Raw genomic sequence first — 13,351 nt, forward strand, 5'->3', positions numbered from 1 at the left:
ATTCAGGTGCGCACCGCGGCCTACGCCAAGGCTATAGCCCTGGACGTGCAGGCGGCGGCCGCCGCGCCATCGGCAATCAGCCGAAATTCAGGGCGTTTGGAAGTTCCAGCGGAATATTCTGAGCCGCGGCAATCGTGGACGCCCATTCCAGGACTGTCCCGATTTCATCGCGGTGAGCCATGCGCGCGGTATCCTGATCGCGCTGGCGCTGCCCGGCCGAGAATGCGTCCCCGCTCTTGCTGTCGCGGTGCAAGGCAGGCTGACCGGCCAGCACGTCCCGGTCAGGCACCGGAAGGCGATAATGGCGCAAGACCGCCGCCACCGAATCCACGGGGCGACGCGTCAAGGCCTCGCTATCCAGGGTGGCGACCCGGTCAGGCATCTGAGCCGCGATTTGCGCGAAATGACGCTGCTGCGCGAGCCAGCCCAATGCGGCGATCTGCAGGTCGGTTTGCAGGAACAGTTCCTCGGGACTGAAACCGAAATCCAGGTAACGATCTACGAGATATCCCTTCGCAAGCTGCCGGCACCAGATCCTGCACCACAATCCCTTTCTCACGACCGAAAGCAGGAACGGCTCAAGCGGAGCATAGAGAAGAACCGCCCTTGAATCAGGGGCAAGGTTCATCAGCGCCGGAATGATCGGATTCACGATGTTGGACGGCTTGATCACCGTCCGCTCTCCCTTCACGAACGGGCGGGCTATGAGCGCCAGCATATCCGCCGCCACTTCCCCCATCTGTCTCGGGTCTGCGCCTCTGCGACGCCATCCGATCAGGTCGTTGAGAAGAACCGGCTCCGAAAGCCCCGCCGCGATGCCGGGCAGGTCCAGCGCCTGGACCAACATGGTCGAGGCGCAGAATGCCGAATGGAAGATGAAATGCGGCTGGCATCCCGCTGCCCGATCCCAGTCGGCAAGTGCCTGCCGGCGGATGACGACCGGGCTTGTCTCCACCCCCAGATGTTCGTCAGTCAGGAACGGGACCTGCTGGCGCCCTGACCGCTCGATCCGGCGGAACTGGTAGCTGTCCTGAGCGGGATCGTAACGGTGGGCGAGCCAGGCCGCCTCGGGAACCTGCATATCTGTTGACAGCGTCATGACGGCCTTCTTGCTACGTCCGAGAGGCAATGGCAAGATCGAGGGCAAGGGGTAAATTCAGGGGGCATCAATGGGGGATTCCCAAGTCAACGAACTCGCGGCAAGCGCCAACGCGCGAGGCCTTGCAGCGTTACGAAGTGGCGACTTTGCCACCGCAATCGATTGTCATCGGGTCGCAGCAGAGGCCGACCCGGAATCAGGCGCGCTGCAACGGAACCTGGCGACGGCCTGCAGGGCGGCGGGAGACGACGAAGGCGAAATTGCGGCGCTGAAGGCCGCGATCGCGCTGGACGCGCGCGATTTCATTGCCTGGCTGCGCACCGCCCAATTGCGGACACGACGCGGTGAGGAATCGCAAGCCCTCTCCGCGTGGCACGCCGTCATTCAAATGAGTCAGGCGATCGGAGAACTGCCGCCCCTGCTCGCAGAGGAAGTGGCGCAAGGCCAGCGGGTGATCGCCGGCATTCAGGCGACGCTGACACAGGGCATGGAAACCCGCGTCTCCAGCAGGCTGGAAATGCTTCAGGGCCGCGACGCGCGCCGTGCCCGCGCCTTTCTCGACGCAGCGACCGGCAAGCGCCAGATCTTCAACGATCGCTGTTCGGGGCTGCATTACCCATTTCTGCCAGCGGACGAGTTCTTCGATGACGATCTGTTCCCATGGTTCGACCAGCTCGCCGCCCAGGCTGACAAGATTCGCGCAGAAGCGGTTCATGTGCTTGCGAACTGCCGGCATCTCTTCAGGCCGTATGTCCAGATGCCCAAGGGCGGCCATGCTGGCCCATGGGCCGTGCTCGACGGGAAGCTTGACTGGAGCGCCTGCTTCCTCTGGGAATACGGCACCCGCAACGAGGCACTTGCAGAGCATTGCCCTGCCACCTTCGCGGCGCTTGACGCGGTTCCGATGGCCCGCATTCCCAATCGCGCGCCAACCGCGTTCTTCTCCGTCCTGAAACCCGGCAAAGTCATCCCGCCACACACAGGCGTAACCAACACCCGGGCGATCATCCACCTGCCGCTCGTAGTACCCCCAAAATGCGGCTTTCGCGTGGGCGGCGAAGAACGGGAATGGATCGAGGGAAAGCCTTTCGCTTTCTCCGACACGATCGACCACGAAGCATGGAACCACGGAGAAGAGGATAGAATCCTGTTGATCTTCGATGCCTGGAACCCTCACCTTTCGCAGGTTGAACAGGACGCGATCATCGAGTTCTGCGATGTAGCGGACTCACTGGGACTTTCTCCCCAGGAACACGATATCGGCCGCTAAGTCCGCTTGGAACGCCGCGACAGTTCATTTGCGCCGCAACGCTGCTCGCGGTACTTTGCCTTTAGATGAAAATCAGGATCTCCACATGTTCCGAATCGTTCTAGCTACTGCCGCACTTCCCTTGCTCGGCTGCCTCGGTGTCAGCGCGGCTGCGCAGGCCGCCGAACCAGCCGCCGCAACAACAACACCGGTGGCAGCCGCACCGAATGCGCTGACCGACCCCGATGACGTCATCAAGTGCCGCATGATCAAGGTTACCGGCAGCCGCCTCGCCGGAGAACGTGTCTGCAAGCCCGTCGGTGAATGGCGCCGCCTGCGCGAACGCGGCAGCGAAGCGGCAAGGGACATCGTCGATTACAGCCGCAGTCGCCCCGGCGGCCAGTAAGGCCAGCGCTGAAACACCTGCTCTCCCGACCCAGGCAAGCGCATCCGGCCGAGCCGCGCTTGCAAACCGGCGGTCGCCCGCTAGGGTCGGGTGAAGAATTCCGAGGGGACTGTTTCCAGCATGGCACACCGATTTCTGCCCAGCGCGGCCATTGGCGCGGTGGGACTTCTCGCGACTTTCGCCGCATGTCCAGCGCAGGCCAAGGATTCCGACAGAGCGCTTCCTCCGGATGTGGCCAAGCTTGCGGCGTGTCGAGCAATCGCCGATTCCGGCGAACGCCTCGCCTGCTTCGATCGCGAAAGCCGAATATTGCTGGGAGCGATCGAAACCGGCAGTGTGAAGGTCGTGGACAAGGAAGGCATTCGTGAAGTCCGCCGCTCGCTCTTCGGCTTCACCCTTCCTCGCGTCGATCTTTTCGGGGGCGGGGAAAGAAGCGGCGAGGAAGAGGTCAAGCTCATCAAGACCACGCTTTCCTCGGTCCGGGGAGCGGCCAGCGGAAAGCTGCTCTTCACGTTGGCAGACGGAGCACAGTGGCAGACCAACGAAGCACTGGGCACGGTTCGCATGCCCAAGGTGGGCGACGACGTTGAACTGGAAGCCGCCGCTCTCGGGTCCTACTGGGTCCGCTTCAAGGGCGGCCGAGCGCTGAAAGCACATCGGGTCAACTGACCTGCCGCAACGATTGTAAGGAAAAGGGTGCGAGATCAATCTCGCACCCTCTTTTCGTTTTACTCCACGCTGATCGCCAGCGCGCCGTCGCCGTCGTCGATGTGGACGTGCGAACCGTCCGGCACTTCGCCTGCCAGCAGCTTCTCTGCCAGCGGGTCCTGGACGTAGCGCTGGACCGCCCGCTTCAAGGGCCTGGCGCCGTAGACCGGATCGTAGCCCACCCGGCCGAGCCAGCGCTTGGCCGCGTCGGTCAGGTCGAGCACGATCTTGCGGTCCTTGAGCAGCTTCTGGACACGCGCCACCTGGATATCGACGATCGGACCCATGTGCTCCTGGCCGAGGCGGTGGAACAGCACGATCTCGTCGAGACGGTTGAGGAATTCGGGGCGGAAATGCCCGCGCACCACTTCCATCACTTGCGGCTCCACGGTGTCCACGTCCTGCCCTTCGTCAAGCTGGGTCAGGTACTGGCTGCCGAGGTTGCTGGTCAGGATGATCAGGGTGTTGGTGAAATCCACCACCCTGCCCTGCCCATCGGTCAGGCGTCCGTCGTCGAGCACTTGCAGCAGCACGTTGAACACGTCCGGGTGCGCCTTCTCGACCTCGTCGAACAGCACGACCTGATAAGGCCGGCGCCGCACCGCCTCTGTCAGAACGCCGCCCTCGTCGTAGCCGACATAGCCCGGAGGCGCGCCGATCAGGCGGGACACCGCGTGCTTCTCCATGAACTCGCTCATGTCGATGCGGACCATCGCGCTGTCGTCGTCGAACAGGAAGCCCGCGAGCGCCTTGGTCAGCTCGGTCTTGCCGACACCCGTCGGGCCGAGGAACAGGAACGAGCCCAGCGGTCGGTTCGGATCCTGAAGCCCGGCGCGGGCGCGCCGCACCGCCTTGGAAACGGCCGAGACCGCATCCTTCTGGCCGATCACGCGCGCGCCGATCACGTCCTCCATCTTGAGGAGCTTCTCGCGCTCGCCTTCCAGCATCTTGTCCACCGGAACCCCGGTCCAGCGGCTAACAACGCCGGCGATGTCGTCCTCGGTCACCTCTTCACGCAGGAGCGCGTTTCCGGCCTGGGCCTGCGCCTCGGACAGCTTGCGCTCCAGCGAGGGGATCGTGCCATAGGCAAGCTCGCCCGCCTTGGCGAGGTCGCCTGTCCGCTGGGCCTGATCGAGCTCGACGCGCGCGGCATCGAGCTGCTCCTTGATCCTGCCTTCCGCGGCGATCTTGTCGCGCTCGTTCTGCCAGCGCGTGGTCAGTTCGCTCGACTGCTGTTCGAGATTGGCCAGTTCCTCGCGCAGAGAGGCAAGGCGGTCCTTCGATGCCTCGTCGGTCTCCTTGCCGAGGGCCATTTCCTCGATCTTGAGCTGGATGATACGGCGGTCGAGCTTCTCGATCTCCTCGGGCTTGCTCTCCACTTCCATGCGGATGCGGCTGGCGGCCTCGTCCATGAGGTCGATCGCCTTGTCCGGCAGGAAGCGGTTGGTGATGTAGCGGTTGGAGAGCGTCGCCGCCGCCACAATGGCGCCGTCGGTGATCCGCACGCCGTGATGCAGCTCGTACTTCTCCTTGAGCCCGCGCAGGATCGAGATCGTGTCCTCCACCGTCGGCTCGCCCACGAAGACCGGCTGGAACCGGCGCTGCAAGGCCGCGTCCTTCTCGACGTACTTCTGGTATTCATCGAGGGTGGTCGCGCCGATGCAGTGCAGTTCGCCGCGTGCGAGGGCGGGCTTCAGCAGGTTGCCCGCATCCATCGAACCTTCGGAAGCGCCCGCGCCGATCAGCGTGTGCATCTCGTCGATGAACAGGATGATCTGGCCGTCCGCGCCCTTCACTTCGTCGAGCACTGCCTTGAGGCGTTCCTCGAACTCGCCGCGATACTTGGCGCCCGCGATCAGCGAGCCCATGTCGAGCGCCATGAGGCTGCGGTCCTTGAGGCTGTCGGGCACGTCGCCATTGGCGATGCGCAGCGCCAGGCCCTCGGCGATGGCGGTCTTGCCAACGCCGGGGTCGCCGATGAGCACGGGGTTGTTCTTGGTGCGGCGGGCGAGGATCTGGACGGTGCGGCGGATTTCCTCGTCACGGCCGATCACCGGGTCGAGCTTGCCGTCGCGCGCGGCCTGCGTGAGGTCGCGGGCATACTTCTTCATCGCGTCATAGGCGTTTTCGGCCGAAGCGCTGTCGGCATTGCGGCCGCCGCGCAGTTCGGAAATCGCCGCCTCCAGCGCCTGGGGCGTGAGGTTGGCGGCCTTGAGCGCCTGCCCCGCCGAAGTCGTGGTGGCCAGCGCCAGCGCGAGCAGCATGCGCTCCACGGTGACGAAGCTGTCGCCCGACTTGGCGGCGAGTTGCTCGGCCTGGTCGAGCACGCGCACGGCATCGTTGTCCAGCCCCGGAGCGCCCTGGGCACCGCTGCCCGAAACCGTGGGAATCCTGCCGAGCGCCTTGTCGATTTCCTGCACCGCGAAGGCCGGATTGCCGCCCGCGCGCTGGATGAGGCCGGAAGCCATGCCCTCGCTATCCTCAAGAAGGGCCTTGAGGATGTGGTCGGAGCTGATGCGCTGATGATTCATGCGGATCGCAACAGTCTGCGCCGCCTGAAGGAAACCCTTGGCCCGGTCAGTGAACTTTTCGAGATTCATGGTATGAATTGCCTCCTGATCTCGACCATATAGTGTTGTACATTTGCAACACAAGGTGTGCCATGACATTTTTCGCGCGGCACATTCTGATGGCGCGCAGATGGGAAGAAAGCGTTGATTCTCAAGAGCCGGAACCGGCTTGTCACAAGATGGGAAGCGCCGCGCGGAATGCCACCCCCTCGAAAACGTCGCCGTGGCGTTGAACGTGCCTGCCGTTGCGCATTCGCTTGGCGCGAAGGTTGCCCTTGCCTAGCCTCTCCCGACAAGACCCGAAAACCAATGGGAAGAGGCATCAGACGTGGCGAAATTCACTCCCCAGCAGGCAGCGGACGTGCTTGCCATCAAGCAGGTCGTCTATGAATGGGGCGACGAACTGGACATTCACAACGGCCTCGAAATGCGCAGCGCCGACGTTCTGGCCGAGGATGTGGCCTACAACGTCGGCGGCGAATGGCGCGAGGGACTGCCCGCGGTCGAGACCTTCTACAAAGGCCGCGCCGAAGCGCTGCGGGCAGGCGCGGGCCTGATGACCATGCGCCATATCATCACTTCGCTGCGGGTTTCCTTCGACGATGCCGACCATGCGAAAGTCGGCTATCTCCTGGTGTTCTTCGCCGCCGTGGGCGAGGCTCCGTTCGAGAAATACTGCGATCCGCTGGCAGTCGCCGACGTGAAGATGGAATGCCGCCGCGACAGCGACGGGGAGTGGCGCATCACCCGCTTCGATTCCGGCCAGATCTTCAAGCGGGGGTAATCAACGGCGGGGGGAATTGTCCGTCGTCCCGGACCCGATCCGGGACGACCTCTCTCTTCCCGCCGCCCCTCTTGCATCCCATCGCCTTTGTCGCTGGTCCTTGCCGAACAACGTGCTAGACCTTTGGCCATGCGACTTGCTCCCCGTTCCAGCGCCATTGCGCTCGCCGCCGCCCTCGCTCTCTCCGCCTGCGCCAGCGCCCCCACGGCCAGTGTCGCCTCGCCACCGCCGGCACCGTCGGAGAATGCCGCCCCGGCACCGGCCTCCCCGGCCGAACTCGTCGCCAGGGTGGACATCCCTTACGAGAAGTTCGTGCTCGCCAATGGGCTCACCACGATCATCCACACCGATCGCAAGGCCCCTATCGTCGGGGTGACGGCGTACTACAAGGTCGGCTCCAAGAACGAGCCGCGCGGAAAGACCGGCTTCGCGCATCTTTACGAGCACCTGTTCTTCGGCGGATCGGCCAACGTGCCGGACTTCGACGTGCCGCTGGAAGGCGCGGGCTCCACGCCCACCAACGGCTCCACCTGGTACGACCGCACCAATTACGTGGAAACCGTGCCCACGGGCGCGCTGGACCTTGCGCTGTTCATGGAAAGCGACCGCATGGGCCACCTGCTGCCCGCAGTCACCCAGGACAAACTCGACAAGCAACGGGGCGTCGTCCAGAACGAGAAGCGCCAGGGTGACAACCAGCCCTACGGCCTCTTCGAATATGCCCAGGCCGAAGGCCTGCTGCCGGTGGGCCACCCCTACCGCCACTCCACCATCGGCTCGATGGCCGACCTCGACGCCGCCACCCTCACGGACGTTCGCAAGTGGTTTACCGACCACTACGGCCCGAACAACGTCGTGCTCGTGCTCTCGGGCGACATCGACGCCGCCACCGCCCGCCCCAAGGTGGAGAAATGGTTCGGCGACATTCCGCGCGGCCCCGAGATCAAGCCCGTCACTGCCGAACCCGTGACGCTTTCGGCGCCGGTGAAGCGCGAAATCGTAGACCAGGTGCCGGTCCTGCGCCTTACCCGCAACTGGACCGCTCCCGGCCTGAACGATGCCGATACCCCCGCGCTCCAGATCGGCATGCGGGTGCTCGGCGGCCTTGCCAGTTCGCGGCTCGACAATGAACTGGTACGCGGACAGCAGCTTGCGGTGGCCGTGACCGCCTATTCGCAGGTGTTCCAGCAGCTCAGCATGCTCACCATGGCCATGGACGTGAAGCCCGGCGTGAACCGCGCCAAGGCCAACGCCGCCTTCGACAAGGTCCTCGCCGACTACTTGCGCGACGGGCCGACCGAGGATGAAGTGCGCCGTGCCGTCGTCAGCACCCTTTCCGGCGAGATCGGCGGCCTTGAACGCGTCGGCGGCTTCAGCGGCAAGGGAGCCACCCTGGCCGAGGGTCAGGTCTATTCGGACGATCCCGCCAAGTACAAGCAGGACCTTGCCCGCATGGCCGCGCTCACCCCGGCGGAAGTCAAGGCGGCAATGAACAAATGGCTCTCGCGCCCGGTCTATGCCCTCGACGTCGTTCCCGGCGCCCGCACCGAAAGCGGCGATGCCATGGGCGGCTGGGGCGACGAGGCGAAACAGCCCGCACCCCGCCCGGACCCCACGGCCAAGGCGCCTGCCCTCGCCGCCGGACCCAAGCGCGAATTCCCGCAACTCGGCCAGATCGGCGCACTGACTTTCCCGGCGATCGAGCGCACGACGCTTTCCAACGGCATCCCGGTGGCGCTTGCGCGCCGTACCGCGGTTCCCAAGCTGGTGCTCTCGCTCGATTTCGACGCCGGCTATGCCGCCGATGCGCTCGATACGCCGGGCACGCAGGGGCTGATGCTGGCCATGCTCGACCAGGGCACCTCGAAGCTCGACGCAACCCGCATCGCCGAAGCGCAGGAACGCCTCGGCGCCAGCATTTCGATCGACGGCTCGCTGGACACCAGCAGCGTGACGCTCTCGGCGCTCTCGGCCAATCTCTCGCCATCGCTGGACCTCATGGCCCAGATCGTGCGCGATCCCGCCTTCAGCCCGTCCGAAGTGGAGCGCGTGAAGTCCCAGTCGGAAGCCGAACTGGCGCAGGCGCTGTCAACGCCGGACGATCTCGCCGCCCGCTCGCTCGGCAGCGAACTCTTCGGGAACCACCCTTACGCCCAGCCCTCGGACGGCCTCGGCAATGCCGCCTCGCTCGCCGCGCTCACCCCTGCCCAGCTCAAGGCCGCGCATGACAAGTGGCTGCGCCCCGATCTCGCCCGGATCACCGTGGTGGGGGATGTGACGATGGCCGAACTGAAGCCGATGTTGGAACGCGCCTTCGGCCAGTGGCAGGCCCCGGCCGTGCCAAAACCCGTAAAGCCGCTCGACACCGCCGTGCCCGCCGCCACCGGCAGCCGGATCGTCCTGATCGACCGGCCGAATTCGCCGCAATCCGTGATCGTGGCGGGCCGCGTCCTGCCGATGACCGGGAAGACCCCGGACGCGGAACCCCTGCAACTGGCTAACGACGTGCTCGGCGGCGGCTTCCTCTCGCGCCTCAACAAGGACCTGCGCGAGGACAAGGGCTGGAGCTACGGCGTCCATAGCGGCGTGGCTCAGCCCGTCGGCCCACGCTCGGTCCAGGTCGCGGCCCCGGTCCAGTCCGACAAGACCGGCGAGGCGATCAAGGCCATCATCGCCGACATGGGCGCGCTTCCGGCAGGCAGGCCGGTAACCGCGGAGGAACTCCAGCGCGTTACCGAAGGCGCGATCCGGCAGCTTCCCAACCTGTTCGAAACCGACGCCGCCGTGCAGGCAGCAATCCGCAAGAACGACCGTCTCGGCCGCCCGGAAGATTATTACGTCGGCCTTGCCGCCAGGTATCGCACGATAGACGCCAAGGCGATCGGCGCTGCCGCCACGCAATATCTCCAGCCCAACGGCCTGACGTTCGTGATCGTGGGCGATCGCAAGGTGGTTGAACCGCAACTCAAGGGCCTCGGCCTGCCCGTCGAAGTGCGCGCGGCACCGGCAGCGCCCGAAGGCCAAGAATAAGGAGACCAGGAATGTCGCTGCTCGGCGGAACTTACGAATGTTCGACCAAGACCCCGATGGGGCATCAGAAGGGCACGCTTACCATCATTCCGGCAGGTGACACCTTCACCGGCCAGATCACCGGCGACCTCGGCACGATGGAATTGCGGGACGGCAAGATCAGCGGCAACACGCTGAGCTGGAAGATGAAGATGACCTCACCGATGCCGATCGATCTCGACTGCAAGGCCACGGTCGACGGCACCGACCTCACCGGCACGATCAAAGCCGGCTTCTTCGGTACGATGAAGCTGGAAGGCAACAAAATCGCCTGAACCGGCGAACCCGCAGACAAGAAAAAGGGCGGCCAGCGATGGCTGCCCTTTTTTCATGGCCGCTGCCATTCCCACATGATCGCCCCGCGCGGCAGAGCTGAATTCTATTCTTTAACATCAAGTCTCTTGCCAGTTTGCACCAGGCCCAATATTGGCTGATCGCGCAGGAAAGACCGACGTTGGGGAACATCGGCCGCTACCTTGCCGGGGGTTTAAACTTGATGAGTTCCACTATTCGGCACGCGATTTTCGCGGCCGCCTGTTGCGTGCAGCCTTTCGTGGCGACGGCGAGCGCGCAGGCCCAGATACCTGAAACGCTGGCCGCGCCTGCTGCCGCTTCTGCTGCTTGCGAACTGCATGTCTGGCCGGGCCACGATTTCCATTCGGTCTATTACGGCTGGGCACACGGCGGCACCGTGGACGGAGCAGCCAAGGGACGCGACGGATACGAGAATGTACCGCATGAACCGCTTTCGGCGGGCGAACAGGTCAAGATACTCGGCTTGGCAGATCTTGCCGCCACGCTCAGCCTCGCCGGATATCGCACGGTCATCCACGAAACGCCGCTGTCCAGCCGCGAAATCCGCACCGGCCTTGCCCGCCACGCACTGGATACGCCGCGCTGCTACGCCGAATTGATGATCGACGACCTCGTCCTGCAGAAGAATTTCACCGGCACGCAAGCGCTCAACATCCTTTACCGCTTCCGCCAATTCGATGGTGACGTGTCCGGCCGCAGCTTCGGCACCTATATCCAGGTGCCGGTTCGCATTGCCGACAAGGCTATCGACAGGTCATCCGATGCGATCGTGTCCGAACTGGCGTCCGCCTATTCCATCAGCATCCACGATTTCGGCAAGGCGCTGGCGGCGCCGCCGAAAAAGAAACGCTGACCCATTCAACTACGGAGTGCGACTGTAATGAAAATGATCTCGCGTGCATGTCTGCTCGCGGCACTGGTCTTTGCGCCTGCCGCTCACGCGCAGGACGCAGCAGCCCCTGCGGCAGCAACAGCCCCTGTACCCGGACTGCAGCCTGCGGCAGCTGCGGACGGTTGCGAACTGCATCTATGGCCGGCCGAACGCATGCGGTCCCAGACCACAGGCCTGCTTGGCGGCGGCCTGCTCGATGCAGCGCTGCATGCCGACCGGGATTCGAGCAATCAGTCGCTGATGGCAAGCGCACTCGACAGTCCCTCGCAGCTCGACGCACTCGTGGCGATGGATCTGCGCACCCTGTTGCCGCTGACGCCGGGCACCACCATCATTCGTCACGAGCAGCCGCTCGAACGCAAGACGATGAACAAGATCAAGACACGCCGCTCGGATTCGGCCGCCGCATGCTACTCCGAACTCATCGTCGCCGATGTGTTCTACATGAAGGCGGCAATCTATGGCCGCTCGCTGCGCACGCTGTTCATGTATCGCCGGTTCGATGCCGCCCAGAAGATCACCTGGGAATACAAGGCATGGGGCGGTAATGGCCTGTCGCTGTTCCCGCCGAAAGAAGGCGAGGACGCCGTTGCGGCACTTGGCGAGCTGGGTACCGTCTACCAGAAGAACTTCGTCGAATATGCACACAACGCCATTACCGCCGCTCCCAAGAAGGTAGCCGCGAAGTAAGCCGCTTCAAACGAAGAAGGGCCGGAAAGCACAGCGCTTTCCGGCCCTTCTTTATGTCTATGATACCCTGCGTCAGCCGAGCTTGGCCTTCAGGATCTCGTTCACCACCTGCGGGTTGCCCTTGCCGGCCATTGCCTTCATCGTCTGGCCGACGAAGAAGCCGAACAGCGCAACCTTGCCTTCGCGGTACTGGGCGACCTTGTCGGCATTGGCGGCGAGAATCTCGTCCACCTTGGCCTCGATGGCGCCGGTGTCCGATTCCTGCTTCAGGCCTTCGCGCTCGACGATGACGCCGGCATTGTCGCCAGTCTCGAACATCGTTTCGAGAACCTGCTTGGCGATCGAGCCCGAGATCGTGCCCTTGCCCACCAGCGCCAGAAGCTCCGCCGCCTGTTCGTGACTGATCGGCGATTCTTCCAGCGACTTGCCCTGCTTGTTGAGCGCGCCGAAGAATTCGGAAATCAGCCAGTTGGCAGCCTGCTTGGCAACGTCAGCGGGAGCCTTGCCCTGTGCCGAAGCCGTCTCCGCCAGCAGCGCCTCGAACCATGCGAAAGTATCGACATCGGCGGTCAGCACGGCAGCGTTGTAGGCCGAAAGGCCCAGTTCGCCTTCGTAGCGGGCGCGCTTGGCGTCCGGCAGTTCGGGCAGGCTCGCGCGGCAGGCCTCAAGGAAGGCATCGTCAAGTTCGAGCGGCAGCAGGTCCGGATCGGGGAAGTAGCGATAATCGTGCGCATCTTCCTTCGAACGCATCGAACGCGTCGAGCCGGTGGTGGGATCGAACAGGCGCGTTTCCTGCACGATCTTGCCGCCGCCTTCCAGCACGTCCACCTGACGGTTTGCCTCGTGCTCGATCGCCTGCATGACGAAGCGCACGGAGTTGACGTTCTTGGTCTCGGTACGGGTGCCGAGTTCGTCACCGGGCTTGCGCACCGAGACGTTGACGTCCGCGCGCATCGAGCCCTGGTCCATGTTACCGTCGCACGAGCCGACATAGCGCAGGATCGTCCGCAGCTTCGACAGGTAAGCCCCTGCTTCCGCAGGCGAAGCCATGTCCGGGCGGCTGACGATTTCCATCAGCGCCACGCCGGAGCGGTTAAGGTCGACATAGGACATCGTCGGATGCTGGTCGTGCATCAGCTTGCCCGCGTCCTGCTCGACGTGGATGCGCTCGATGCCGATCACCTTGTCGGCCGGGATGCCCGCCTTCTCGTCCGCCTCGATGGTCAGCGAGCCTTCGCCCACGATCGGGTGGTAGAGCTGGCTGATCTGGTAGCCCTGCGGAAGATCGGCGTAGAAGTAGTTCTTGCGGTCGAAGCGGGACCACTTGTTGATCTGCGCGTCGATCGCCATGCCGGTACGCACGGCCTGACGGATGCATTCGCGGTTCGGAACCGGCAGCATGCCCGGCATCGCCGCGTCGATCAGCGAGACCTGGCTGTTAGGCTCTGCGCCGAATGCCGTCGCCGATCCGGAGAACAACTTGGAGTTCGAGGTGACCTGCGCGTGGACTTCGAGGCCGATCACGACCTCCCAGTCACCGGTGGCGCCCTGGATGCGATAAGTGCTCAT

11 protein-coding genes are annotated in these 13,351 nt (G+C 64.2%); 8 read left to right on the top strand and 3 right to left on the bottom strand.

What is annotated here, in order from left to right:
- Positions 1-76 precede the first annotated feature (76 nt).
- Positions 77-1,099, bottom strand: coding sequence for a hypothetical protein (locus U9J33_RS13990; RefSeq protein ID WP_324696138.1), 1,023 nt, complete (start codon positions 1,097-1,099; stop codon positions 77-79).
- A gap of 70 nt (positions 1,100-1,169) precedes the next feature.
- Here U9J33_RS13990 and U9J33_RS13995 point away from each other — a divergent pair, with 70 nt between their 5' ends.
- The 3 genes from U9J33_RS13995 to U9J33_RS14005 all read left to right on the top strand — a co-directional run bounded on the left by U9J33_RS13995 (position 1,170) and on the right by U9J33_RS14005 (position 3,423).
- Complete coding sequence (locus tag U9J33_RS13995; protein ID WP_324696140.1) at positions 1,170-2,369, top strand: aspartyl/asparaginyl beta-hydroxylase domain-containing protein; 1,200 nt, start codon at positions 1,170-1,172, stop codon at positions 2,367-2,369.
- Between the two features lie 85 nt (positions 2,370-2,454).
- A complete protein-coding gene (locus U9J33_RS14000; protein WP_324696141.1) occupies positions 2,455-2,754 on the top strand; it encodes a hypothetical protein in 300 nt (99 codons plus the stop codon).
- A gap of 120 nt (positions 2,755-2,874) precedes the next feature.
- The gene (locus U9J33_RS14005) at positions 2,875-3,423 is read left to right on the top strand and encodes a hypothetical protein (protein ID WP_324696143.1); all 549 of its coding nucleotides are present in this window, start codon (positions 2,875-2,877) and stop codon (positions 3,421-3,423) included.
- A 59-nt stretch (positions 3,424-3,482) separates the two neighbouring features.
- Here U9J33_RS14005 and clpB read toward each other — a convergent pair whose 3' ends face one another.
- A complete protein-coding gene (gene clpB, locus U9J33_RS14010; protein WP_054440566.1) occupies positions 3,483-6,062 on the bottom strand; it encodes an ATP-dependent chaperone ClpB in 2,580 nt (859 codons plus the stop codon).
- 298 nt (positions 6,063-6,360) lie between these two features.
- Here clpB and U9J33_RS14015 point away from each other — a divergent pair, with 298 nt between their 5' ends.
- The 5 genes from U9J33_RS14015 to U9J33_RS14035 all read left to right on the top strand — a co-directional run bounded on the left by U9J33_RS14015 (position 6,361) and on the right by U9J33_RS14035 (position 11,782).
- Entirely contained in the window at positions 6,361-6,816 is a 456-nt protein-coding gene (locus U9J33_RS14015; protein WP_324696145.1) for a nuclear transport factor 2 family protein, read from the top strand.
- A 129-nt stretch (positions 6,817-6,945) separates the two neighbouring features.
- Entirely contained in the window at positions 6,946-9,846 is a 2,901-nt protein-coding gene (locus tag U9J33_RS14020) for a pitrilysin family protein (RefSeq protein ID WP_324696147.1), read from the top strand.
- 11 nt (positions 9,847-9,857) lie between these two features.
- Complete coding sequence (locus U9J33_RS14025) at positions 9,858-10,160, top strand: hypothetical protein (RefSeq protein ID WP_324696149.1); 303 nt, start codon at positions 9,858-9,860, stop codon at positions 10,158-10,160.
- A gap of 221 nt (positions 10,161-10,381) precedes the next feature.
- The gene (locus U9J33_RS14030; RefSeq protein ID WP_324696151.1) at positions 10,382-11,053 is read left to right on the top strand and encodes a hypothetical protein; all 672 of its coding nucleotides are present in this window, start codon (positions 10,382-10,384) and stop codon (positions 11,051-11,053) included.
- A gap of 192 nt (positions 11,054-11,245) precedes the next feature.
- Positions 11,246-11,782 carry a hypothetical protein gene (locus U9J33_RS14035; RefSeq protein ID WP_054440571.1) on the top strand — a complete coding sequence of 179 codons (537 nt, stop codon included), beginning with the start codon at positions 11,246-11,248 and terminating at the stop codon, positions 11,780-11,782.
- A 72-nt stretch (positions 11,783-11,854) separates the two neighbouring features.
- On the opposite strand, the gene gatB is transcribed toward U9J33_RS14035, so the two are convergent.
- Positions 11,855-13,351, bottom strand: a complete 1,497-nt coding sequence (gene gatB / locus U9J33_RS14040) for an Asp-tRNA(Asn)/Glu-tRNA(Gln) amidotransferase subunit GatB (RefSeq protein WP_324696154.1) — start codon at positions 13,349-13,351, stop codon at positions 11,855-11,857.

The organism is Novosphingobium sp. RL4 (genome assembly GCF_035658495.1).
GTDB lineage: Bacteria > Pseudomonadota > Alphaproteobacteria > Sphingomonadales > Sphingomonadaceae > Novosphingobium.

Excerpts from the sequence above, each read along its gene's own strand:
- U9J33_RS13990 (WP_324696138.1), bottom strand. The coding sequence starts at position 1,099 with ATGACGCTGTCAACAGATATGCAGGTTCCCGAGGCGGCCTGGCTCGCC.
- U9J33_RS13995 (WP_324696140.1), top strand. The coding sequence starts at position 1,170 with ATGGGGGATTCCCAAGTCAACGAACTCGCGGCAAGCGCCAACGCGCGA.
- U9J33_RS14000 (WP_324696141.1), top strand. The coding sequence starts at position 2,455 with ATGTTCCGAATCGTTCTAGCTACTGCCGCACTTCCCTTGCTCGGCTGC.
- U9J33_RS14005 (WP_324696143.1), top strand. The coding sequence starts at position 2,875 with ATGGCACACCGATTTCTGCCCAGCGCGGCCATTGGCGCGGTGGGACTT.
- clpB (WP_054440566.1), bottom strand. The coding sequence starts at position 6,062 with ATGAATCTCGAAAAGTTCACTGACCGGGCCAAGGGTTTCCTTCAGGCG.
- U9J33_RS14020 (WP_324696147.1), top strand. The coding sequence starts at position 6,946 with ATGCGACTTGCTCCCCGTTCCAGCGCCATTGCGCTCGCCGCCGCCCTC.
- U9J33_RS14025 (WP_324696149.1), top strand. The coding sequence starts at position 9,858 with ATGTCGCTGCTCGGCGGAACTTACGAATGTTCGACCAAGACCCCGATG.
- U9J33_RS14030 (WP_324696151.1), top strand. The coding sequence starts at position 10,382 with ATGAGTTCCACTATTCGGCACGCGATTTTCGCGGCCGCCTGTTGCGTG.
- U9J33_RS14035 (WP_054440571.1), top strand. The coding sequence starts at position 11,246 with ATGCGGTCCCAGACCACAGGCCTGCTTGGCGGCGGCCTGCTCGATGCA.
- gatB (WP_324696154.1), bottom strand. The coding sequence starts at position 13,351 with ATGAGCACTTATCGCATCCAGGGCGCCACCGGTGACTGGGAGGTCGTG.